Origin of the sequence: Dictyobacter alpinus (assembly GCF_003967575.1) — a bacterium.
GTDB classification, from domain to species: Bacteria; Chloroflexota; Ktedonobacteria; order Ktedonobacterales; family Ktedonobacteraceae; genus Dictyobacter; species Dictyobacter alpinus.
Genome location: NZ_BIFT01000001.1, coordinates 1653488 through 1677574, shown reverse-complemented (window position 1 = coordinate 1677574; position 24087 = coordinate 1653488). Strand labels below are relative to the sequence as shown.

Sequence of the window (24087 nt, the reverse complement as noted above, 5' to 3'; positions counted from 1 at the left end):
TTTTATGGCTTTAGCAAATCAGCTACCCGATGCACAGGGACAACGTGTCGCGCGCCACCAGTCCGTAGCGGCTCAATCGCGCTTGCCCCTGGTATCACTTATCCTGGGAGGACTTACCGCCCTCACGCTATCCGTGTCGCTCTGGATGATCTTTTTCTATGCTCCTCTGGATGCGCTGCAGGGCGAGACACAGCGTATTTTCTACTTCCACGTCCCAACGGCATGGGTAGGAATGCTCTCATTTGTGATTCTCGCAGTTAGTGGTATCGTCTATCTCTTCAAAAGGGATCAACGGCTGGATTGGCTGTCCCGCGCCTCCGCCGAAGTTGGAGTGGTCTTTTTGACGATTACATTGATCCTTGGCTCACTATGGGGCAAGCCCATCTGGGGTGCCTGGTGGGTCTGGGATGCACGCCTGACAGCTACCTTGATTCTCTGGTTTATGTATGTCGGCTATATCATGCTGCGCAGCTATATGGGACCAGGAAGCGATGGCGCACGAGCCGGTGCCGTTATTGGTATCATTGGAGCTATCGACGTGCCAATCATCTATCTATCAGTGAACTGGTGGCGCGGGCAGCATCCAACCGCCCAGTTGAATGCCAATGGAGCACTCCCCCCGCAGGCCGTGACAACCTTGCTGGTCTCACTGCTTGCGATCACATTGTTATACGCTTTTATGCTGGTGCAGGCCTATCATCTACAGCGCCTACAGGCGGCGGCACAGCAATTGCGTGCCAGCGTGGAATAAAAAAAAGAGGACAAACATCGTGCAAACATATTTGATTATTGCTTATATTATTGCCTGGTTGGGCATCTGCTTGTATCTGGCCGTCTTAGCCATGCGCCTGCGTGGTGTACGTACCGAACTGGCCGCCGTAGAAGAACTGGTACGTGAATACCAGCAAGAAAAGGAAGATTAAGATGGCTGTAAAAGATAATACCACCGTAGCTGGCTCGGCTCTTCAAGCCAGCAAGCCTACCAATAAAAAAGAGTCTCAGCGTCTGTGGATACTGGTATTCGGAGACATTCTGGCCTTTATTATTTTCGCCGTCATTGGTCGTCAGAGCCACGGAGAAGATGCCGGACTCTCCGCGATCCTGCGCGTCCTCTGGACCGCGTTCCCCTTTGCCTTGAGCTGGTTCTTGATCGCACCTTTTATGGGAGCCTTCCGCCGTGACCTCATGAATGAGCCAAAGCAGATGGCGCGCAAAACCGCCTGGGCCTGGGTTGCCTCCTGGCCACTCGGTGTCATCCTGCACTTCGTGTTTGAGCAGAGCCTGCCCACCGCCGTGACCGCCTTAACCTTTGGACTGGTCACTCTGATTACTAATATGGTCTTCCTGTTTGTCTGGCGTATCCCATTTGCCATCGCCAACCATAGCAAAGATAGCCAGGAACACCTCGTGCATACGAAGAAATAGCACAGCAACATCCCCTTTCCCATCCTGCTTCGTCATAATGTAGTACAATACTGTTAAACAGACCTGACGAGACGGGATGGGTTTTGTCTTTGAACCAATGCGTATTCTGGCAATTTTGATTGTGATGATTTCCGGCATGTTGTAGAAGGTGGGGGTAAAAGATGGACAATCAAAAAGCATCATTTGGAGACTCAGCAGAATCTGGACAACCTTTTAACGCACATGTAGAGCCAACCTCTCCCAGTAACGTTGATCCATATCGGCAGCCACATCTGGAACAAGCGGCCGTACCCCTCTATCAACATCCTGATGATTATAAAGCTCCAGCGGAAAGCTTTTCGCATCCCCGGCACGCTGGCGAAAAGCTGATCCCTACAGAGCGCTTTTCTATCATCGGTACCTGCATAAAGTTTATTCCTCCTGCACTGATTATATTTTTACTTATCTTCCTGTTTGCTGGCGGTGGCAACCTGTTTAAAGGGATGGTGCAAGCCAAATTACCGGCCATCCAACACCTGCAAGTCAGCCAGCCCGTCCGTGTGATTATTCACAATCAGCAGGGCAAGGTGCATATTCATAACGGAAGCGAGGGCGCGGTCACCATTTCCACCAATAAAACTACGCCGGATTGGATTTTGGGTACAGTTGCTGGCCCGAATGTAGATGCGCGTGTCGTTGATCGTGGTCATACCGTGCTTATTGATGCCAGACGGCAAAAAGATACAGCTCCGGATGATCAGGACACCGATCTGGATGTGACGGTTCCTCCGAGCGTTGATATTCAGGCCAGTGTTCAGCATGGTTCCGCGTATATCGAAGGGGTGAGTGGCAATATGGATGTTGAGGTGAGCGATTCTATCAATGCACAAAATGTGAATAGTGGTTCTGGCCGTATCATCTTCAAGGCACACGACGGAGCCATTGACGTGGATCAGATCCAGGGACAGACCTTTTTCAGTACCTATCAGGGCCATATCGAGCTGGTGAATGCCTACCTATCAAGATTTTCACGGCTGAGCACGCAGGATGGCAAAATCGCCTTCGATGGCAATGTCGAAGCTGGAAGTAAATACAGTTTTGAGACGCGCACAGGTAACATCGAGGTAGCACTACCATCCACTGCTAGTTTTGCGCTGCACATCCGGGCCGAAAATGGTTCCATCGATAATGCCTTTGACAGTGATGTGGTGGGTCCTGCTCCACGGGCCCAGATTGGGATCGCCACACTATCAGGCAACGTTGAGATCAATGAAAACAATTAATTATTGTCGACTTTAGTTTTGTTCTTGCCACTCCGATTGTGGGTAGCAGGGGTGTGGGTTGTAGGGGTTGAATTATGCTGTGATGCTATCGCACAGAACATGCAATATATCTATCTATCTTATGCAAGCAGCATTTCTGATTGCTTAGAAGAGCGCATGAAGGGGCAAGTAATGAGTAAACCAGATTCCTCATATCTTGAGACAGGCGAAAAATCTACCACGGATAAGAAACAACTATCCAGGGCTTCTCAGTCCGGAGAGAAAGACAAGCAGGCGCCAATCCAGGAATTGACAGCTCCGGATACGGATACATCTGAGAATGAGCTGGCGATTGCACCTGAAGTGGTTGAAACTATTGAAGCCGAAGCAGTTGAGAACGAGCCTGTCCAATCAGTCGAAGCAGAAGCTGGAACGAATGTGCCGGCTTCATTACCACCGAATATTGGGACTGTCCCAACATCTGTTGTACCACTGTTCTATGCTGGTCAACCAATTCCGCCCGCATGGCGCTTCCCTCGTCGTGAGGAGAATGACCTGGGCCGTATTCTACTGGTAACCCTGGCGATTGCGCTGGTGATTGGTCTGATTGCAGTTGGCATCGTCAACAAAATAGGGACACAGAATGCTACTGAGAGCTACTTTTTTCAGTCGCAGCCCCGCCAGAAAATCATCATTAGTAATGATATCGGTGCCATTCATATTCATGGTCAATTAATGGGACCATTTGGGTTTCAGGTCAATAAATATTCTGAAGGCATAGGCCTGGGCTTAATTAATACGGAAGTAACGTATAACCAGGATGGTGCTAAGACCACGGTGAATGCCCGTATCCAGCCAGATTTTCTGTTTGCCGGATCGCGCGGCGTCGATATTGATGTGGCCGTCCCCCAAACGGCTGATGTGGAAGCGTATACCGCCACTGGCAACATTACCGTGACTGGTCCGGTTGGTCAAATCTCGGCCAGAACCAACACGGGCTCGCTTGATGTTGAAAATAGCACCGGGCGTATAATGCTACAGGCGGATACCGGCTCTATTGTGGCGCACAACTTCAAAGGTCATTTAATGCTAGCAACGCGGCAGGGTGATATTGAAACCAGGCAGGTGCAGCTGAGCAATCAATCATCGGTCGAGGTTGGTAGTGGCGCGATCACGTTTAATGGCAGCCTTGACCGCAATGGTAGCTATCATTTCACTACCACAAATGGACCCATTAGCCTCACGCTACCAGCGGACGCCGCCTTTCATCTATCCATCGAAGATACTTCGGGTCCAGTCAAAAATGAATTTGGTCACTTGAGCTATGGTCGAGCACCACAGGCACAAGTTATTATACGCACTCAGCGTGATGCCGTTTCAGTCTACAAATTGAAATAACCCTGGCCCCATGCTCTTTCTGACGCCGATAGAACAAGAGAGGGCTTCCTGTAAGCAAGCAGGGGGCCCTCTTGTTTATGTATAACCAGGATTCATCGATGCTAGTTTTTGTCAAAATTCGTTTGATAGGTTATGCGCCCGCTACGCGGGCGGGAGGGGGAGAGGTCGGGGGCACAGCTCCCGAACCCCCAGTCAAGGGGCTCGCCGCCCCTTGCATCCCCGCTTTCCCATCACATGATGTCTGACAGACTGCTAGTTTTTGTCGATGAGTTGGGGAGGTACGCTCGCATCGTTTGGATGAGCGGCTCCGTTTTCAGATGGTATCTGTACACGAGGTGATTTTTGTGTTGACTGAACATGTATATTCGCCATAACATGCTCATTTTCACTGGCGGTAGTGGGAACAGCGGCTGGATTGGCCATAAATTGGACGTCTCCACGTGCCGTCTGCTCGTGTGGTATCTCTACCGGCCACTGGTTAAAATTCTCTGCCCGTACACCGTTGGTGGCCAGGTAATCACGCCCATTACCCTCTCTCTGTGTCAGGTGCTCTTGTACGTTCTCAGGAGAACTACTGGAGCCCTCAAAAGGCAATTGACGTATTGGAGACTCATTGGTCGACCGGGCAGTCTCAGCATTCTCTACAGCAGCTGTAGGGTAAGGCCATTGAGCGGATTGCCAGCTTGCCGCTGGTGCTGGAGTTTGTGGAACCTGCTGGCTCTCAAATTCCATAACCCTGGCAGGCGTGGCTTCCTGCTGCTGATTGTTCGCAGATAGCGCTGACTGAGGTTGTGCCCCATTACCGCTATAACCATTGCCATTATAGCCTGCGTAACCTGCCGGTGGCATAGATGGATATGCAGAACCATTCGTTGCAGGTTGAGCATGGGTCTGATAGGCCAACTGAGATTTGGACCGGCGAGACCGAGACCAGAAGAACCAGCCTGGTGCTGCCAGCAAGATGATGATCACAGCTATAACGATCAGGCTCATAATTAGTGGTGTCAGATGGTTATCTGGCTGAGTACTGGTTGGCAACTTCTCATGTAAGGATTGGCTGGAGGTATAATCCATAAATGGAGAAACTGCCTGGAAGTCAGGATAAGCCTGTTGTAGCTTACGGAAATCGGCATAGGCGCGATGCCAGTGATTGCTTCCAGTTGCAGTATAGCTTTTGAAGGCCTCTTCCCATGATTGCTGGAATTTGCCTGGTTTGAGATCCAGGTTAAGACCTGTCAACAACTGATTGGCACTATTGCTGGCCTGTAAGAAACTGGTGCCAATCGGTGCCTGCGCGAATTGATTATAAAAGCTCACCACACCAACAATATTTCCCTGGCCATCGAGGGCAGGACCACCGCTATCACCATGTTCTACATTGCCACCTACCTGAATAACCTGGCCACCGCCAGAGGCAGTTTTGATCGAGCTAACATAGATCTTGTTCACTGAAGAGGTCAGATAGGCATTGGGATCAGGTGTGAGTGGATCTCCCAGATCGCCATTGCCGGGAAAGCCAATGACGGTCAATTCGTCCTGCTGTGATACATTCGAGGAATCACCAAGGTGAACTGAGGGGGTATCCTCCATGTCAACATGAATGATCGCCACATCCCGCTCATCAACCCCGCTCTCCTTCTTGATTTGATTCACAGGAGCATGGAAGTTCTGTGGAACCTCAGAGAGTTTTGTGGCGTTGATGACACCAGCATAGTCTTTACTGAGATAAACCTCGCTAGCTGGCTTATTATAAGTTGATGTTGTGCGGAAGACGCCATAATACATATTTGTATACGCGTCCTCTTCAGTGTAGGGGGTATCCGGATGGAATGTCTGATTGATATAGTTGGCAACATCCTTGGCCGCGGTCATCTGTAGAACGTCATCCATCGATTTATCGTGCGGAGGCTGGATGACATGGTCGGCAGTCAGAATATCGCCATGTGAGCTAATAAATGTGCCACTTCCGGAAAGCTTTAGATCATAATAGCCACCATTGAGAGGGAAGGTTGCACTTTGATCATTGGTGAAATTAACGTTTAAGCGTCCACCGAGCGTGGTAATAATGCGTACAACCGCTGGTTTCGCGATATCTACCGCACGCACCACTGGATTTGTGATATTGCCACCAGGCGTCGCCTCCGCGAAGGCCTGACCTGGAGCTACAAAAATGCTAAAAATCGAAAGAAGTACTAACGCAGAGAAAAGAAACAGCTTTTTGCTCTTTGCAGAAAGAAATAGTGCTATAAAACGGGTGTTACACATTATGACCTCTTGCTCTCCATTGATATAGAGAAGGCGTAGCATACCAATTTGCACATACATTTCAATAAATAAGATGATTAGTTTGTAACGTTGCACAATCCTGAATATGCTTCTCTGGAAGATGTGGAAATAGCTACTCGTGTAATTCTTTATTTTATCTATTCTTCATGGATTGTGCCTGTTTGTCTGCAAGTTATCATACCGTACTTTATCTCGCTTGTCTATATTTAAGACCGAATTTCTCAGTGCGTGGTTGACTTCTATCCTAATGGGAATAGTGAGCCTCACGCCAGCCTGGGGAGCGCAGGCGCCCCAATCTCTTTTTAGTTTGGTGCAACAGGCGCGCAATGCGCGCCTGTTGCACCAAACTAAAAGGTTGTGCTTTGGCCGCATGTCAGCTTCCATTCATGTTTTATTGGTTGGTGCAGCCATGGCGCGAAAGCGCCATGGCTGCACCAACCAATAAAACATGAATGGGGGCGCCTGCGCTCCCCAGGCTGGCTTAAAACTCACCACTCCCATTGGGATGGAAGTCTAACACTATTTCAGTCTTTATAGGAAATAAGGGGCAGCGTTTTTAGGGGTATGTTAACAGGATTCAGAATAAGTATGATATGCTGGAATGCGTCTACTTTCTGGTGGTTTTTATGTGGTAATGAGTGAGGATGATGGCTAGCGCATTGGTCTGTATGATGTAGAGTTTGTACACATCGCCTGGAGGATGCCCTATTATGAGCAGTTCCCACTCCCCACAAGATAAGTTAATCCTCAGTAAGAAGAAATTTAATAAGCGCAAGCATCGCCTGGAAGAGCGCTTGCAGAAGGCCCGTGAAGCGCAGCAAAGAAGCGAGGAGCGTTTACGTCTGGCCCAGGAGCGGCTACAGATTAAGTCTGCGCGTGTGCAGCTGTTGGAGCGTCGCTTGCTGGCATTACAAGCTAGCCGGACCAGAGATTCTTCTGCCATTGATGAAAGCGACTCGGCTGGATCTTCTGTATTTGACGACGAGGAGGAGGTGGTGGTCGCGGTCGAACTGGAGAGTTCGCCTGAGCATGATTTACTGGTACAGAAACATAATGAGCGGGCATCCCGCGTCATGGAGGAAGCCCACGCGCTGGCACGGGATGCACGTGAGATTGCGCTGGTGGCGGAAGAAGCTGCTCGTGTAGCTGTTGAGCGTGCTGAATATGCCGATTTGCGCCTCGAACAATCCAGTATGGGACGCCATCTAGAGGGTGAATATGAGCGCATGCAAGTTGAGGTCGAACGCGCGCAAATCCTGGCTACTGAGATGGCCCAGGCCGCAGATGAGGCGGAGCACCTGCTTTTAACATTTGTACCCGAAGAAGATAATACTTTTGTAGACGTTGAAGTCGAAGACCTGGCTATTGCCACGGATATTATCGATGATGAAGCATTGGAGACCAACAGTATGTTTGATGAGATTGATAAAGATGAAGATGCCTTTGCCGCTGTCGCTTCATTGATCCTTGCGGATGCCGCTGCTGATCAGGCTGCGGAGTCTGAGGCTTTGATCGAGGCCAGTAGCGAGCATACGCAGGATATCCATGAACTGCTCAAGCAGGCACAGCATACATTAGCCCTGGTTCGCCAGGCGGTGGAGGAAGGGACGCTAAGCGGACAGGATGCGATACGAGCCCTGTGCGCGGCCGAGTTGGAGGTAACGCACACGCGTGCCTTGCTTAAGGATGTGGAAGAGGGGTTGGAGGAAGATCAACATGCTACCAGTGAAAGAGGGCCAGAGGCTCGATAATTGTCCTGTTGCGCGACACAATACCACATGGATTACGCTGGCCCACGAGCAGATCTGTGAACGCACAACTCCATATGAGCGCGAGGTAGTTGAGCGTTGGTGGGCCCTCCCACGTTTTGTCTGCCTGCCACTCGTGCAAGGTGGTTGGTGCCAGCTCCTCTTTGCTGGCCGTCCCGGTGGATCAGCGGGACCTGATGTGCGCGATGCTATCTTGCGCTTCCTGCCACATCGCTGTAGTCCTGCCGACGTAAAAAACTTTGGTTCTGCCGCTAGTGAGCAGGTCGTTGGGGACGTAGAGTTTCATGTCCATATCAGTGATTGGCGCGTCCACCAACACGAGCATGATGCCCGCTATAACAGTGTCTTGCTCCATGTGGTCCTGTTATGTGATGATACCAGACCTACACGTCGCCAGGATGGGGGAGTTGTTCCAGTCTGTTCGCTGGCCGATGTCGCGACAGGTCGCCACAAACGGCGTGATCTCCCGGCCATTACTATCCAGGCCAACACCTGGCCCTGCCAGCGTCAATTAAGCGGCTTGAATATTCAAGCGCAAGAGCGGTTGCTACAGCGGGCAGGACTGTTGCGTTTTGAGGAAAAAAGCCATAAATTCCTTGAAGACCTGCATCAGGGACAACCAGTGCCTCCGGACATAGATGCCTATGATGTCTGTCTTTTTTTGGCCCTGGCTGAAGGGCTGGGTTATGGTCGTGATCGGGAGATCTTTCGAGCATTGGGTGCCCATCTACTATGGAAGCAAGTCGCATTGCCTGAGCCGCTCGGACACAAGCCTCTGCCCGCCCCGCTGGACCGTGCGCGCCTGCAGGTCCTGTCCAGGCTATTCGCACGCTGGCGCATTCCTGGTATCTGGCACACCCTGCGTGCTTGTTTGCTACCAGTGGTAGCTAAAAGTGATAAACAACTATTGGCCGATCTGCGTACATGTTTTGGTGAGTTAGGCCTGAGTATAGCGCGTACCGACATTGTACTGTGCAATGTCGTCCTGCCATTTGCCTATGCCATTGCCCTGCTAGAGCAGCACACCCTCCTCGCCGAGCGTGCGCAATCCCTCTACCTTCAACATCCTGGACTCCCCTCCAACCGTATTACTCGTAGCATGTGTCTCCAACTAGGATTAGACAGGGAGCCACATGGAAGCTGTCTCCAACAGGGGTTGCACTATATCTATCAGCACACCTGCCGCGAGAAGCTCTGTAGCAACTGTATGCTGGGTATTCAGCGCATCTAGCCCACTTTATCTATAGCATTCTTATGCGTATATCTATATTGTTATTGTAAAAACTACTTCAGGTTGAATTGGAGATAAAAACAACGTATGAACGATCAAAAGCTGCCATTGCCACCCTGTCCTTTATGTAGTGTAGATGGCCGTTATCGACAATGGCGAAATCTCTATGGTCATGGTTCCCACCATTTAAAAGTGGTCAGCGATGCACATACTATGTTCGGCTCAGAGGTTATGACTCTGGTTTGTACTAATTGTGGCAATATCCAATTTTTTGTTGATCCGAATGACTTTAATCGGGGATAGTTAATGTTTATAGACAAATAGTGGCTCACTTGCCGAATCTTCTGAGATGGTGTAGTTTAAAGAGCGCTCCATCGCTGACTATGGTTGTGCGTTGGAATGTGTGTCGTATCTATCTTTAAGCTATCAACAGATCTACCGTGAACAGCGCGGTGTGCACCTGCATGATAGGGAAAGCGGAGTCTATGAGCGAACAGAAATCAGAGCGAAAAACCGAGTCCGAAAGTACCTTGGAGGGTGAACGGCTATCCCGTTTTTTAGCCCATGCGGGGGTCGCATCGCGCCGGCATGCGGAAGAATTAATTACTGCCGGCCGTGTACAGGTCAATGGACAGACAATTACCACCCAGGGCGTACGTATCGATCCTGAGCGGGACCAGATCAGTGTCGATGGCAAAGCCATTCAGGCGGCCACACAGAAAGTCTATCTTCTGGTCCATAAGCCAGCCGGTTATGTAAGTACGGCCCATGATCCTCAACATCGTCCAACCGTGCTGGCCCTGGTAACTCCTGAGATCCGTCGCTTACGTGTCTATCCAGTGGGACGCCTGGATATTGATACCAGTGGCCTCCTGTTACTGACCAATGATGGCGACTTCGCCTTACAACTGACCCATCCCCGCTATTCAACCGAGAAGCACTATGAGGCGCTGGTCCAGGGTAATCCCTCGCCCGAGGCATTGGACGCTTTACGCCAGGGAGTCACAATCTACGAAGACGATGGCAGCCCCTATCAGACATCTTCTGCGCAGGTGCGCGTATTGCGACAGAGTGCAGCCGGCACCAGCCTGGTTTTAACCCTGCACGAAGGCCATAAACGCCAGGTACGGCGCATGTTACGGGCCATAGGACATCCAGTACGTCAATTAACGCGCATCGGTGTAGGAAATCTCACCCTTAAAGGTTTGGCAGCAGGACAATGGCGCCACCTCACCGATGCAGAAATCCGCCAGCTAACCAAAGACCATACCACCGGCTCTTAAATCCAATCAGCAACGCGCTTCAGGCTATTTTTGTTAGCACCATAAACTGAAGCGTCAGCAGTCAAATTTTTTGTGCTGCGCCAATCTTTTCTCGATTTTGAACCGTCCCAACAGGTCCACATATGATATAATCGGTTCAGTTATGAATATCATCAATACGCGGAGGATTCATGTCTGGGCCACAATGTATAGCAATAGACGGACCGGCAGGCTCGGGAAAAAGTACTGTAGGTGAACAACTCGCCCGGCAATTGGGCTATCTTTATGTTGATACAGGGGCTATGTATCGTGCAGTGGCCTGGTTAGCACTTCATGAGGATGTAGATATTAATGATGGGCCCGCTCTGGGAGAACTGGTACAGCGGGCCGATATTGTGATTAACCATCCACATGTCGAAGATGGACGCCAGTATACCGTGCTGGTGAATGGACGCGACGTTACATGGGATATCCGCGAGGCGGATGTTACACGTTCCGTTTCAGCGGTCTCTTCCCATCCTGAAGTGCGCAAAGTGCTGATTGCTCAGCAGCAAGAAATGGCCAGGCAGGGAAAGGTGGTCATGGTCGGCCGAGATATCGGGGCCGTTGTTCTACCTGATGCTGAACTCAAAATTTATTTAACCGCCAGCCTGGCTGAACGGGCACGACGCCGTCATGCGGAGTTAGTTGAGCGGGCAGGTGGCAATGAGAAGAATGTATCCTCTGTTGAAGAGTTAACATCTGATATTGAGCGTCGGGATGCCATTGATCACGATAACATGCAGCCTGCGATCGATGCTATTGTGATTGAGACCGATTATTTGACTGTGCCGCAGGTATTATCTACCATTGCCCCATATGTGGAGGATACAGTATGAAGCAGGATATAAATGCTGCCGATTCTTCAAAAAACGCAGCCGCTACTGCCAAAAGCCAGCCAACGAAGAAGCCAGAAAAAAACTTATATGAGCCTTACTCGACCCCACGTGTACTGTATGAAGTGATTCGCTTCATCGCCAAAGCCGCCTTCTTTCTCTTTGCGCGTGTCCATTTGCGTGGACGCTACAATGTACCGAAAAAAGGTCCCTATATCATTGCCTCGAACCACATTTCCTGGACAGATGTACCGCTGGTGCCTTCCTATATTCCTGGCAAAGTGGTTTATATGGCCAAGGAAGAGTCATTCCATAGCAAAGTGGGCTGGTTGGTGCGTTTTCTAGGAGCCTTTCCGGTTAAGCGTGGTGAGGGCGATCGCCAGGCCATTCGCGCCGCACAGGAACAACTGAAGCAGAAAAAGGTGTTCATTATTTTCCCCGAGGGAACGCGTAGCAAAACCCACACGTTGGGCAAAGCACATGCGGGCCTGGGTATGATTGCCCTGCGTTCAGGTGTACCAGTGATCCCTGTCGCCATCTGGGGTAGTGAGAACGCCCTGAAAAAATTTGGTGCCCACGTGACCATCTCCTATGGAGAGCCCATGCTGCTAAAACCCAAAGGTAGCAAGATCACCCGTGAGGATATTGCTGAGGCGACCGACGAAGTCATGAAACGTATCGCTGAGATGTTGCCCGAGCGCTATCGCGGTGTGTATGGTGATAATGCGACAACGCCTCCAGCCGTCGATACGACATCGGTGAACTAAGTCAATTCAATTCTATCTGATACGTATCTATGATAAATCCCAATATTCTGCATATAGAATATTGGGATTTATCATGAACTGCCAATCTTATGAGTGCTGCCGCAGGACATCCGGTTCTTGTGTGCTGTGCATCCCATATTGTTGGAACAGTTGCATCATGGTGGGGCCATCAAGTGGCGGTTCTTTGAACTCCTCTGGTGGGATGGTGCGTGTTTGTGCGGGCACACCCTGGCGCATCACGATCTGTTCAAATCCCGCCGGCGTATAGAAATTCAGAATATGAGCCGTGTCGCTATCAACACGAAAGCTATGCACAGTTCCGCCGGGAATAAAGACAAAGGCTCCTGTAGATGCTTGCATTGTCTGCCCATTGGTCAGAAACGTAATGGTGCCATCAATCAGATAGAAGGCCTCATCCTGATCGTGATAATGTGGCGGTGGTCCTGAATCTTTAGGACACCATTCTTCCATCAGCGAGAAATGCCCTCCTGTTTGGTCTCCGGTCGCCAGCATTGCCCAGAGAATCCCTACATGCCAGTAAGCAGGTGCGTCGCTATTCTGTGCAATATAGGGTTGATTGTTGGTGGGTGCACTCATCCTCATCTCCTTTTTCATTGCTTATAGAGTATCCGATGTATAACCCCTGGATGATGACTAACTCTATGAGTGGGTAAAGGAACCGACAGGTGGTCAGTTCCTTTACATTGGGCATTGTTTAGCTATTCGCTGTCAGGAACATTGTGTCCGCGCCGGCCCTGGGCGATTTCGAGGTGGTAACCATCAGGATCGGAGGTCGCCATCGCTCGTTCCCATGGCTCATCGTGAGGAGGTTCGAGAAATACGACTCCTTTTTGTTTCAGTTCCTTATATAATTCATCCAGGTTATCCGTACTCAGTTCAATGTGGATGCGTTTACGCAACGTGTGCGTCTCTTCTGTGATCTTTGACTTTAGCAGGCCCAGTGTTCCTTCGCCCAGGCGCAACAATGCAAACTGAGGCCCGGACTGTTCGACCTGAAATCCAAATTGCTGATAAAATGCGACCGAGCGCGCGACATCACTAACAGGTACACTCAGTCCTTCAAATCGGATTGTCTGTGTCATCTCTTTACCTTGTTTCCTATTTGATTATGCGATAGAAGTTGATGTGAGCAAGGTTATACCTCTATGCTGGAGCGTGTTACTCAGCACTTGAACCTTGCCTCTATCTACTTTATAGCGTGCGGAGGATATGCGTCTATCAAGTTCTTGCTCTTCAATTATCTATGAGCGACAGTCCAGCGCATACTCGCCGGGGGTGATGCCAACAAGACGTTTAAAGTGCCATCCGAGGTGACTCTGACTATGAAAGCCTGTGCGCAACGCAACTTCTGTCAGGGGGAGATTATCTGCGAGCAGCTTTTTAGCATGGATGATGCGTATCTGTGTCTGATAGGCGTGTGGAGGGAAGCCTAGTGCATTCTCAAGAGACCTTTGCCGGGAGTGATAAATGAGCTTCATACGAGCAGTGATAATAGGCGCAAATGCGCTCAGCCAGTTGCTTGGCCGAGAGCAGCCCGTTGGGTTCCACAACGGCACGCTTGCCATGGACCCATTTGGGTTCAATGGGATTGAGCCAGGGACTCTGTTTGGGCAGAAACAGTGGCAGGATACGCACGCCCTGGCCCTTGCTCTTGACTTTCTGGTTCTGCTCTCTGATCCATGTGCGCACGATCTTACTGGAGTGCCAGGGAGCATTATCCCAGATCAACAACCACGCCGTTTTGCCCAGGCGCTCCAATTCAGTGCAGCAAGAGGCCAAAAACTGCGTCGTGATGTCACTGACTGGACGTCCATCGACGAAGCGCAAGGACATCTGGTCGCGGATGGGGGCTTGGGCAGGACCTCGTTGCCACAGGACCCCATAACAGGCCAGAGCTTTGGCATCGGAATCGGCCTTTTGCCAGGTTTGTTCCACCAGGTGAACAGGGTCATCGCTCGTCTGCCAGGCACGAGTGCGAGGCAACGCAAAACGAGACCACCACACCTCGTCCAAAAAACCGATGGCCCAGTTGGCGGCTTGTTTCTCTTGCGAGACCCAGCTCAACAATCGGTCGCGAGCCGTTTTTTTTCCTGGTACAACGGATCGGGGCTGGTGATCCAATGCTTCGCTCGCTTCCAGTTGATGCCCAGACGCAAGAGCGTTTGGCGCATCGTCTCGATGGAGACTTCCCGTGCCATCCAGCCAAGGCGCACACCCTGCTGGACGAGCAAATCGAGCGTCCATAGGCTCGTCTCGAAGCCAAAATCGCGAGGCGGACGATGCAACACCGTTTTGAACATCTCGGCCGTGACATCTTCTCGCAGAACAGTTGGCAAATGGTGGGGACGACTCGATCCAGCTTGCAGGGAGGAACGCCCCTGCTGATTGAACGCGTGGATAGCACGGCGAACTGTTTGTTCGTCGCAGGAGAGCGCCTTTGCGATGCCGGGAGCGGTTTCCCCACGAGCTGAGGCCAACAAGACCTGGCTGCGACGAAGCACAAAGGCATCCGAGGAACGCAGCCCGCTGGTGAGCGACCTCTGTTCCTGTTCGGACAGATCACGGACAAAAATGTGTGCTTTCATGGCTCTGAGTATACCATATCCCGGATCACCTTTATTGAGAATGCACTAGTGCAGCGTGAAAGATGCGGCTAAAGTAGAACGGGCTCAGATTGACCTGCTGCGCTAATTGCTGGAGTGAAATGTTTTCCTGGTAATGCTCCTGTATATACATCTTCGCAATTTTAATGGCTCCTGGTTCCTGTCCAGAAGAGTGCAAGAAGATGTGACTGGAACTTACTCGAATAAGATGGAGCATAATATGCTGTAGCAATGCATCCTGTTCTAAGCGCGAGTTCTGCCCTGTCTCTAGCATACTATGCAAAGCTAAAAGATGCTGCGAGAATATTGTCTCATTAATAAGCAATTCAGGAAAGAACAGCATTGTTTGTGGACGCTCTGTCATCTCTGAAAGCATATCGGTAAGAGAAGCGGGATGAATACGCAGTCCAAGATAATATGTGGAGCCCTGTTCGGGAGAGAATGCTATATGTGGCTCTTCTGGTGGCGTGAGTAGAATAGCATTGGGTGATATATGGTGTGTTTTTCCACGGCAGACCGTGTGCCAGATTCGGCCAGGATTAAGAGAGATTTCTAGCTCTTCATGCAGATGGCGTGCACTTCTATATGGCGATGGCGGGCCAACGATACGTTGCAGGAAAGGGTAATTTTTCGCCTGGTGTATGTGCATGCGTTGAGATGAAGTGCTGATGTTCATAGACCAAATCTCCGGTAACCGTTCTTGTAAAAACAAACAAGAAACTGGCCAGAATCTCACAATGGCCCTGTGGATAAGCTATTTCCACAGGAATCGTCGCGATTCCAGCCGTCTCATATTAGTTTGAAGATCCAGTTCAGGTTCGAGGCAGCATATGTTTTAGTTGCAGGCCTTTTTTTATTGCTTATAGTTCTCTACAATGCTGGCATCGCGTACTTTGGCCTCATCGGGATTCTGGCCGGCGTTGCGGCGGGCGCGTCTCTGCCTGAGGAGATCCCAGCACTGGTCGAGGCCCACTTCTAACTCTTTGGCGCGTTCACGCTGATCCCCCTGGATTTTTCCCTCTTCTTCTAGTTTGAGTAGATGATGCTCTTCGTCGACGAGCTTTTGAATCTGTTGCATAATTTCTTGATCGTTCATGGTACTCCCCTATATTTGGAATGTCTATGTGCTGTACAGTATACACACGCCTGTACAACATAAATAGTTACGCTTTCAACACGGTTAAGCTGGACAAATAAAGAAAAATGGACACCTGGGACAGCCCTGTGGATCTTCAGGCCTGGCCGGATATTCATTGTTCTCAAGTCCTTTGACGGCCTGCTCTATCTTCTGATAGAGGTTTTTTTCTTTCCGACTACCTATGGTGATCGGGAGACTTTCGCCGGTACTCATGTTATGACTGTGTAGCTCTACATTCTGGCCCGGATACTGCTGGCGATAGGCCAGGGCATAGAAAAGATCTTTCATCCTGGCATCAGGCTTCTTCTTCGAGCTGCCATAGCTGGTGCGGACAAATCTGGCTGGCTGTGCAGATTGTTCGTTTGCCGACTCCACACGATCTACTCGTACATGGATATTGGTACCAGCGACTTCTACATTATAGCCCGGACGTAGATTCCAATCTAGTTCTTCTAGCGTGGTAAGTTTCTTTCGTAGCGATTCTACGACCTCATGGCCATGTTCTTCATACATGGTCGCGAAAGGCTCCGTATCTCCACCCAATTCTTGCCAGTGTTGGGTATAGAGTTCCTGGATCTCTTGCTGGGTGGGAAGCTGGGTGAGATCTTGCGCGCCACCTAGCTGCCGGTGTAATATCTCTTCAGTTTTCTGGGTGGCCTGGCGAAAAAGCCGATAGCCGTTTGGTTCATCCGCAAAATGATAGATCGAGCCATAGGCGTATTGTCTGGGACAGCGTGTATAGTTTTCGACGGCGCTGGCACTCAGGACTGGTGAGCGCATGGAGGCAATAAAATCCTGGCCTGGTTGTGATCCCGCTATGGCCACCGTATCCTGCTCATCTTCAGCTTCAATGCTGTTATGGGTCTGCCAGGAACGTTGAATAATGCGCTCCGCTGGTAGGCCGGCCTCCAATGCATCCAGATATAACGAGCGTTTATAGGCCTGGGTCTTGTAGCGTTCACTGTAGCTTAAGATCAATTGATCGCGTGCACGGGTGACGCCAACATAGAATAAGCAGGACTCGGCAACTTCATGGCTATTTACATCGGCTGCCAGCATACCTTCTGGCGGGGTTACCGGTGAGAACTGGCGTTGCGCTGGAAAGCGGCGCTGCATCAATTCTGGCATATAGACGACTGGAAACTCAAGTCCTTTGCTGGCATGGATCGTCATCACACTTATGATATCGATCGGCTCTTCGTCGCTTTCCGTATTCTCCTGACGATTGCCACTATCCTGACGCAAAAGGGCAAGCAAGCGAATATATTGTAGGAAGCCTCTAGCTTGCTCTTCAATTGAGGTGACGCCGTTGTCCTTTTCTTTATCCGCTGTTTCCTCGTTAGCTTCTTCATCCCGTTGAGCAAGCTGTTGATGACGTAGTTGTTGTTGGTCATAGTGGCGGGCTAATTGAAGCAACTGCTGATAATCTGCTAGCTGGACACTATTTTGTTTATGTTCGGGATATGCCAGCAGATCGCGGATCAGCGGGGTCTCAATGAGCAAATATTGTGCCAGGAGCGACCAGATGTTTGTGGTTCTGAGCAAGGATTGCAGGATCTGTGAAAGATGCAGCAAGGCGCGGCGTCCCTCGACACTCATCGTCAATGGTGCCTCGCCCGTCATGAGAAGGAGGCGCGCGCTACTATCGGGCTTGCGAGCAGCCAGCAACAGCGCTTCTATATCAGACTGGCTAAGAGCATATTTTGATTGACGCGTGGCCCTCATGAGTCCCATGCCGCTAGGATCAATTATTAAGAGTAGCACGGCCAGCACATCTTTAACATAATCGCGATCCAGCATGCCGCCCTGTTCAATGACCGGAATATTTGCCTGACTGAGAGCATTGGTAATCTTCTTGACCAGGTTACGCCGGCGACAGAGAATTGCCATATCTTTATAAGCATAACCCTGTGCATGCTTGTGATGGATGTCCGCGATCAAGCCCGCGATCTCACTGGCACCATCGGGCGCGCTGGCAATCGTGACATAGCTATCCTCATGATCTGGCCGTACCGGTTCATTTTTGCCTGCCTCTTGTCCCTGCTCTAAATGTTGATAGCGAAAAGCCTCTGCCAGAGCCACCAGATCAGGACGTGAACGATAATTACGGCTCAATGGCAGCACACGGGCTCCTGGAAAATCATGCTCGAACTGACTGATATTGGCGGGTGAGGCGCCACGAAAGCCATAGATAGCCTGATTGGCATCGCCAACCACCCATACCCGGCGCTCCTCCCCTGCCAGTACCCGTAGCAGGACACCGCTGGCGCGATTGACATCCTGGAACTCATCGACCAGAACCTGCTCAAACGTCTGCTGTAAATCCTGTAGGACCTCCTCATGTTCCTGGAGGAGTTTGATCGCTGCGATCAATAAGCCGCCAAAATCACTATCACCGCGCCGTTGCAATTCGTGTTGGTAGAGAGCATAGGCTTGAGCCACCTCCATATCCTGCTGGGCTTTAAGCAAGGACTCTTCGTCGGTGGCCTGCGCCAGCGCATTTTGTGCCAGGCGCGCATAGTCCTCTGGCGTGGTCAGTTCATCTTTAGCTCGTGATATCGCCCTGAGTATATCGGGAAAATAAAGGGTTGGTGCGCTTAATGGACCATAATGGCGTAGGCGTAGGGCGTTAGCCTGACGTAATAAGATGTCGTAGCCCTCAGCATCATCAATCAAGGTAAAATCTGAGCGCAATCCAACCAGAGAACCATGGCGGCGCAGGAGTTCCGCGCAGAACGCATGGAATGTGCTGACCTTTGGCATTGCATACTGACTATTAGAGAGTAACTGTTGTAGCCGCTCCTCCATTTCGGTTGTGGCTTTACGCGAAAAAGTTAAGGCCAGGATATGTTCAGGAGCAATGTTTTGGACGCGAACAAGATAATCCACCCGTCCAATCAACGTACTCGTCTTGCCACTGCCGGGTCCTGCCACAATTAAAGCAGGCGTAGACGTCTCGATAGCGGCCTGTTGAAACTCATCATACGCTTTTTTGGCTGGTGTTGCTGTCGGTTGTTCAGCCACCTTTCCAGTCATCTCCTCCTCAACGGCAACTTTTGCTATCGTAGGCGGTAACTCTAAAAAGCTGGCCAGCCGATTTAGCAAGGCGGTAGAGGAGACCGCGAAACGTGTTGCTAGTAGATGGGCGGGTACACCTTCATGTACATAGAGGGTATAAAGACGTTCCCCCGGCATCAACAACTCTGCCGCAAAGATATTGGCCGCCAATTCACGTTCACTGCGCGGATCATAGCCATGCGTCCCGCCAAGCTTTTCCTGCACCTGTTCCTGCTCAAGCAGACTGGCCATATCCTCCTGAATATCATCATCATGACAGGGATGGGTAGGGGAGGGAGCAGGAACAGAAGCATAATAAATATCTTGAAAGGCGGGCAGTGGCTCCTGCTGTGCGGTTAGTGCATGGAAGCGGCTACCACCACGGCAATGCAATAAGGCATGTCCTATTTCATGAGCCAGCGTAAAACGGCGAAACGTCTCCGCCAGGCGCCGACAGATCCAAACCAGATCTTCTTCCTCATCGGGATCCATAAAACCATATGTGCCGTGTGCATAATCTTTTACATCAAAGGTAGCGATATTAAGACCGAGCCAGGAGGCTAGATCATCGATAGGAGTCTCATCATCAGTCCATAAGGGATGAGCCTGACGATATTTGGAAAGAACAAGGCGTGCGGCCGCCTCAACGGTCAGGCGTAGTGCGTTATCCACATTGCGCTCCCGGGGTCTAGAGCGAAGACGAGGCGATTTCAGCTCATCTGCTTACATATTTACAACATGTCTTACTCTATTATACCGCATCGAACGTCTGTTTGCGACTTGAAGACCGGCAGCACAAGGCTTTTTAATGCGCGGGAAGCGATGAGATAGACAATGTTTCAGACGTGATGTATGTAGATGTGCGATCGCACATCTACATACATCACACCTCACACCTGGCGGCGCAAGCGCCAAATCGGTAGTAAATTTCTGATAGCCGTGATTTTGCTGGCCTTTTTTCAAATAGACCAATGTCTGGTATAATAAGCCGAATGTGAGATGGTGTCATATATTTTTACGAGGAAATACAAAAATGGACGCAGAAGAGATCCTTGCACAAGCAAACACGGGCGCTAAACTTCCCGAGGGCTGGACCACTTTCCCTTTATTGAAAGGCAAAGTAATCTGGGGCATAATCGGCTGGATTTTTGGCGTAGTGATGGGACTGGGTTTACTTGTCTTGATCGTGCCAATTGTTATCCCTTTTAATTATCAACGTGGAACGTTTTCAATCGTCTTAACCACCCTCCTGTTAGCTGTGCTGGCCTTTATTCTGGTTGGCAGTATTTGTATGGGCATAATCGATATCTTGCGCTTAAGCCAGTCCAGGCGACATATGATTGTGTTAACCCGCACTGATTTTTTGAAGGCTGATGGTGCAAAAATCACACAGGTACCCCTGGCAAATATCCGCCATGTGACACCGCGTGGACGAGCACCAATAGATCGAAATCCATCTTCAGATGAGGCAAATATAAGCAATATGCAAGGGACCAGTGAAAACGTCATGGGCTTTATCTTTGGGCGTGGTGTTACAGAATCCGGTCAGAAGCAGAGACGCAAACGTGTACGCACCCCAACATCATTGGCCTTTATCGATGACCGTACGGATACAGAAGTTACTGTCGTTAATGACAATGCATTTGGAGATCCTTTTACCATTGCAGCCGTCCTCAAGCAGTATGTCGCTTCGGCCCGCGCCCAGACCCAGGCATCCGTACAAAAGTAACGTTTATTGTAGAGCATTGAAGGGATATTGTTTATGCTTCTTGCACTTGATATCAGCAATACAAACATCAAATTTGGTCTGTATGAGCAGGAGGTGATGAAGCACCGCTGGGTTGTCTCGACGGTGAGACAGCGCACCACTGATGAGTACGCCATGGTATTAAGTGATCTGCTGCGCCATGCTGGCTATACTTTCGCGGATATTGATGACATCATCATGTCAAGCGTAGTACCGCCATTGACGCCTGTGTTTCAGGATTTAGCGACCCGCTATTGTAATCGCGAGGCATTGGTCGTCAATTACACGCTTGATCTGGGTATTAAATTGCTGGTGGATAATCCCTGGGAAGTTGGTTCAGATCGCATCATGACGATTATCGCAGCCCATCATCTCTATGGAGGGCCAGCCATCGTTATTGCCTTTAGCACGGCCACCACCTTTGATGTAGTTTCAGCCGACGGTGATTTCCTTGGTGGCTCTATTGCCCCCGGCCTGGCTATCTCCGCCGAGGCCTTGAGTAGTTCCGCCTCACAACTCTATCGCGTAAATATGACGCCCCCACGGTCAGCGCTAGGCAAAAATACTATCGAAAACATGCAATCCGGCATCATCTATGGACATGTCGGCCTTGTTCAAGGACTTATCTCTCGCCTCTGTAAAGAGATACCGGATGTGTCCGACGAAAAGGAGATCAAAATCATTGCTCATGGTGGTATGGCCCAGCAAATGGCCCCGATCATTCCAGAAATTCAATACGTCAACCAGTATCTTCCCCTTGAAGGTCTACGCATCATCTACAATCGCCTTCGCCGCTCTCACAATGAAAGAGCATAGAAAAAAGTGGAGGGAAAACAGTAGGTACAAGGCTTCCATCCCCCAAACTTTGTGAGGGAAAAATAGGGAGGCGGTCGCGACCGCCTCCCTATTTTTCCCTCACAAACAAGCGAGCGCCGTAGGCGCGAGGTGTCAGGCTACCACTGCCAACAAATAATAAAAAAAAGAGGAAACAGCCACATTGCTGTCACCTCTTTTAAAGTGGGCCTTCCTGGACTCGAACCAGGGACCTCAGTCTTATCAGGACTGCGCTCTAACCACCTGAGCTAAAAGCCCGCATATTACTCGTTTGGTTTATACAAGCGGGTGGAATGGCGACGTCTTATTTTCCCACGCAGTTGCCCACGTAGTATCATCAGGGCTGAAAGGCTTAACTTCCGTGTTCGAGATGGGAACGGGTGTTTCCCTTTCGCTAAAGTCACCATGCCACCCGCGTGTACAAACGCGGATGAGATAATCCTGAGTGGAGACGAGGAGATTCGAACTCCTGACCTCCGCCGTGCAAAGGCGGCGCTCTACCAACTAAGCTACGTCCCCAAATGGGCCTTCCTGGACTCGAACCAGGGACCTCAGTCTTATCAGGACTGCGCTCTAACCACCTGAGCTAAAAGCCCGCATGTTGCGGTATGTATCAATTTTTACATAGTTGTTACTGGTTGAACCCGAACAACTAAAGAGTGGTAAGGCGAGCAGTCAAATAACCAGTCTTTGACAAGCTCGTTATAGATCTCTTACTTGTTAAAGTAAGACCGACCTGGAAGTGTGATGAGCATAAACGTCTTTCTTTGAAAGAAAGACACCCATCAAAGCTCCCTAGAAAGGAGGTGATCCAGCCGCACCTTCCGGTACGGCTACCTTGTTACGACTTCACCCCAATCACTGACCCCACCCTCGACGCTTGCCCCTCTTGCGAGTTAGCCCAGCGGCTTCAAGTGTTGCCAACTTTCGTGGTGTGACGGGCGGTGTGTACAAGACCCGGGAACGTATTCACCGTAGTGTGCTGACCTACGGTTACTAGCAACTCCAACTTCATGGAGGCGGGTTGCAGCCTCCAATCTGAACTGAGGCCAGGTTTGACGAGATTGGCTCCCTCTTGCGAGTTCGCGACTCTTTGTCCTGACCATTGTAGCGTGTGTGTCGCCCAAAGCGTAAGGGCCGTGCTGACTTGACGTCATCCCCGCCTTCCTCCATTTTAAAATGGCAGTTTCGCTAGAGAAATTCAACTAACGACAGGGGTTGCGCTCGTTGCGGGACTTAACCCAACATCTCACGACACGAGCTGACGACAGCCATGCAGCACCTGTGGATCCGCCCCGAAGGGACAGCCAATTACGGCTGGTGCAAATCCATGTCAAGCCTTGGTAAGGTTCTTCGCGTTGCATCGAATTAAACCACACGCTCCGCTGCTTGTGCGGGTCCCCGTCAATTCCTTTGAGTTTTAATCTTGCGACCGTACTCCCCAGGCGGACCACTTACTGTGTTAACTGCGACACTGAAGGGGTCGATACCCCCAACGTCTAGTGGTCATCGTTTACGGCTAGGACTACCAGGGTATCTAATCCTGTTCGCTCCCCTAGCTTTCGCACCTGAGCGTCAGGTACTTCCCAGGACACTGCCTTCGCCATCGGTGTTCCTCCGGATATCTACGCATTTCACCACTCCACCCGGAATTCCGTGTCCCTCTGAAGCCCTCAAGTCAGACAGTATCCGAAGTACTTCGTCGGTTGAGCCGACGACTGTCACCCCAGACTGATCTGACCGCCTGCGTGCGCTTTACGCCCAATAAATCCGGACAACGCTTGCCCCCTACGTATTACCGCGGCTGCTGGCACGTAGTTAGCCGGGGCTGATTCCTCTGGTACCGTCCGTTCTCGTCCCAGAGAAAAGCAGTTTACGATCCGAAAACCTTCATCCTGCACGCGGCGTTGCTCGTTCAGGGTTGCCCCCATTGACGAAAATTCCTCACTGCTGCCCCCCGTAGGAGTCTGGGCCGTTCTCAATCCCAGTGTGGCTGATCGTCCTCTCAGACCAGCTATCGATCGCAGTCTTGGTAAGCCATTACCTCACCAACAAACTAATCGAGCGCAGGCTCATCCTCAGGCGCCCTTACGAGCTTTGCTCTTCCTCGCGAAAGAGCGTATGCGGTATTGTCGGCGATTTCTCGCCGGTATTCCTCACCTGATGGTAGATTGCCCACGTGTTACTCACCCGTCCGCCACTCCCTGCTTGCGCAGAGCGTTCGACTTGCATGTGTTAGGCACGCCGCCAGCGTTTATCCTGAGCCAGGATCAAACTCGCCATCCAATTTTTATATATGCAAATCCCTCTACAGAGATTTACTATTCTTGTTCAAGCAAGCTTATCAAAGCAATTGACTGGCTTTATATCTTACTGTTTCCTTACCACTCTTCAGTTGTTCATGTTCTTACAGTTGCTTGCGCTATGTAAGCG

At 50.5% G+C, this 24087-nt stretch carries 22 protein-coding genes, 3 tRNA genes and 2 rRNA genes; 13 read left to right on the top strand and 14 right to left on the bottom strand.

What is annotated here, in order from left to right:
- Positions 1-4: 4 nt before the first annotated feature.
- From ccsA to EL633_RS06575, 5 genes are all read left to right on the top strand, one after another.
- Entirely contained in the window at positions 5-751 is a 747-nt protein-coding gene (ccsA, locus tag EL633_RS06595; RefSeq protein ID WP_126626419.1) for a cytochrome c biogenesis protein CcsA, read from the top strand.
- A gap of 19 nt (positions 752-770) precedes the next feature.
- On the top strand, positions 771-923 hold the full coding sequence (locus EL633_RS06590) for a CcmD family protein (RefSeq protein ID WP_218027427.1): 153 nt from the start codon (positions 771-773) through the stop codon (positions 921-923).
- Between the two features lies 1 nt (position 924).
- Complete coding sequence (locus tag EL633_RS06585) at positions 925-1425, top strand: DUF3054 domain-containing protein (protein WP_126626418.1); 501 nt, start codon at positions 925-927, stop codon at positions 1423-1425.
- Between the two features lie 161 nt (positions 1426-1586).
- Positions 1587-2687, top strand: a complete 1101-nt coding sequence (locus EL633_RS06580) for a DUF4097 family beta strand repeat-containing protein (protein WP_126626417.1) — start codon at positions 1587-1589, stop codon at positions 2685-2687.
- A 171-nt stretch (positions 2688-2858) separates the two neighbouring features.
- Positions 2859-4064 carry a DUF4097 family beta strand repeat-containing protein gene (locus EL633_RS06575; protein WP_161981998.1) on the top strand — a complete coding sequence of 402 codons (1206 nt, stop codon included), beginning with the start codon at positions 2859-2861 and terminating at the stop codon, positions 4062-4064.
- 252 nt (positions 4065-4316) lie between these two features.
- Here the strand turns inward: EL633_RS06575 and EL633_RS06570 are convergent, their stop codons facing one another.
- Entirely contained in the window at positions 4317-6425 is a 2109-nt protein-coding gene (locus EL633_RS06570; protein WP_126626415.1) for a S1 family peptidase, read from the bottom strand.
- 635 nt (positions 6426-7060) lie between these two features.
- Between EL633_RS06570 and EL633_RS06565 the strand changes: the two genes are divergently transcribed.
- From EL633_RS06565 to EL633_RS06540, 6 genes are all read left to right on the top strand, one after another.
- The gene (locus EL633_RS06565) at positions 7061-8101 is read left to right on the top strand and encodes a hypothetical protein (RefSeq protein ID WP_126626414.1); all 1041 of its coding nucleotides are present in this window, start codon (positions 7061-7063) and stop codon (positions 8099-8101) included.
- The gene (locus EL633_RS06560) at positions 8067-9350 is read left to right on the top strand and encodes a DUF2851 family protein (RefSeq protein ID WP_161981997.1); all 1284 of its coding nucleotides are present in this window, start codon (positions 8067-8069) and stop codon (positions 9348-9350) included. Before EL633_RS06565 ends, EL633_RS06560 begins: the two co-directional genes overlap by 35 nt.
- Before the next feature lie 87 nt (positions 9351-9437).
- Positions 9438-9653 carry a hypothetical protein gene (locus EL633_RS06555; RefSeq protein ID WP_126626412.1) on the top strand — a complete coding sequence of 72 codons (216 nt, stop codon included), beginning with the start codon at positions 9438-9440 and terminating at the stop codon, positions 9651-9653.
- 182 nt (positions 9654-9835) lie between these two features.
- Positions 9836-10633 (top strand): pseudouridine synthase, encoded by a 798-nt coding sequence (locus EL633_RS06550; RefSeq protein WP_126626411.1) that lies wholly within the window; start codon positions 9836-9838, stop codon positions 10631-10633.
- Between the two features lie 170 nt (positions 10634-10803).
- A complete protein-coding gene (cmk, locus tag EL633_RS06545; protein ID WP_126626410.1) occupies positions 10804-11490 on the top strand; it encodes a (d)CMP kinase in 687 nt (228 codons plus the stop codon).
- Entirely contained in the window at positions 11487-12254 is a 768-nt protein-coding gene (locus tag EL633_RS06540) for a lysophospholipid acyltransferase family protein (RefSeq protein ID WP_126626409.1), read from the top strand. Before cmk ends, EL633_RS06540 begins: the two co-directional genes overlap by 4 nt.
- Positions 12255-12341: 87 nt before the next feature.
- Here EL633_RS06540 and EL633_RS06535 read toward each other — a convergent pair whose 3' ends face one another.
- From EL633_RS06535 to EL633_RS06500, 8 genes are all read right to left on the bottom strand, one after another.
- On the bottom strand, positions 12342-12851 hold the full coding sequence (locus EL633_RS06535) for a cupin domain-containing protein (protein WP_161981996.1): 510 nt from the start codon (positions 12849-12851) through the stop codon (positions 12342-12344).
- A gap of 122 nt (positions 12852-12973) precedes the next feature.
- Complete coding sequence (locus tag EL633_RS06530; RefSeq protein WP_126626407.1) at positions 12974-13357, bottom strand: VOC family protein; 384 nt, start codon at positions 13355-13357, stop codon at positions 12974-12976.
- Between the two features lie 159 nt (positions 13358-13516).
- On the bottom strand, positions 13517-13753 hold the full coding sequence (locus tag EL633_RS38095) for a helix-turn-helix domain-containing protein (protein WP_126626406.1): 237 nt from the start codon (positions 13751-13753) through the stop codon (positions 13517-13519).
- Positions 13716-14396, bottom strand: coding sequence for a transposase (locus EL633_RS06520; protein WP_246039092.1), 681 nt, complete (start codon positions 14394-14396; stop codon positions 13716-13718). Before EL633_RS06520 ends, EL633_RS38095 begins: the two co-directional genes overlap by 38 nt.
- Positions 14336-14860 carry a helix-turn-helix domain-containing protein gene (locus tag EL633_RS06515; protein ID WP_126626405.1) on the bottom strand — a complete coding sequence of 175 codons (525 nt, stop codon included), beginning with the start codon at positions 14858-14860 and terminating at the stop codon, positions 14336-14338. The genes EL633_RS06520 and EL633_RS06515 overlap by 61 nt, the downstream gene beginning before the upstream one ends.
- Positions 14861-14891: 31 nt before the next feature.
- The gene (locus tag EL633_RS06510; protein ID WP_126626404.1) at positions 14892-15554 is read right to left on the bottom strand and encodes an AraC family ligand binding domain-containing protein; all 663 of its coding nucleotides are present in this window, start codon (positions 15552-15554) and stop codon (positions 14892-14894) included.
- A gap of 177 nt (positions 15555-15731) precedes the next feature.
- On the bottom strand, positions 15732-15974 hold the full coding sequence (locus EL633_RS06505) for a DUF2630 family protein (protein ID WP_126626403.1): 243 nt from the start codon (positions 15972-15974) through the stop codon (positions 15732-15734).
- A gap of 84 nt (positions 15975-16058) precedes the next feature.
- Positions 16059-19745, bottom strand: a complete 3687-nt coding sequence (locus EL633_RS06500; protein WP_126626402.1) for a UvrD-helicase domain-containing protein — start codon at positions 19743-19745, stop codon at positions 16059-16061.
- 361 nt (positions 19746-20106) lie between these two features.
- Between EL633_RS06500 and EL633_RS06495 the strand changes: the two genes are divergently transcribed.
- Both EL633_RS06495 and EL633_RS06490 read left to right on the top strand, forming a co-directional pair.
- Positions 20107-20802: a hypothetical protein gene (locus EL633_RS06495; RefSeq protein ID WP_126626401.1), complete on the top strand. Its 696-nt coding sequence runs from the start codon at positions 20107-20109 to the stop codon at positions 20800-20802.
- A gap of 33 nt (positions 20803-20835) precedes the next feature.
- Positions 20836-21636, top strand: coding sequence for a type III pantothenate kinase (locus tag EL633_RS06490; protein WP_126626400.1), 801 nt, complete (start codon positions 20836-20838; stop codon positions 21634-21636).
- A 202-nt stretch (positions 21637-21838) separates the two neighbouring features.
- On the opposite strand, the gene EL633_RS06485 is transcribed toward EL633_RS06490, so the two are convergent.
- The 5 genes from EL633_RS06485 to EL633_RS06465 form a co-directional block, all read right to left on the bottom strand.
- A tRNA-Ile gene (locus tag EL633_RS06485) sits at positions 21839-21912 on the bottom strand.
- Positions 21913-21945: 33 nt separating this feature from the next.
- Positions 21946-22062, bottom strand: a 5S ribosomal RNA gene (gene rrf, locus EL633_RS06480).
- A gap of 38 nt (positions 22063-22100) precedes the next feature.
- Positions 22101-22173 (bottom strand) — tRNA-Ala (locus EL633_RS06475).
- Positions 22174-22176: 3 nt separating this feature from the next.
- Positions 22177-22250, bottom strand: a tRNA-Ile gene (locus EL633_RS06470).
- Between the two features lie 203 nt (positions 22251-22453).
- Positions 22454-23940, bottom strand: a 16S ribosomal RNA gene (locus tag EL633_RS06465).
- Positions 23941-24087 lie beyond the last annotated feature (147 nt).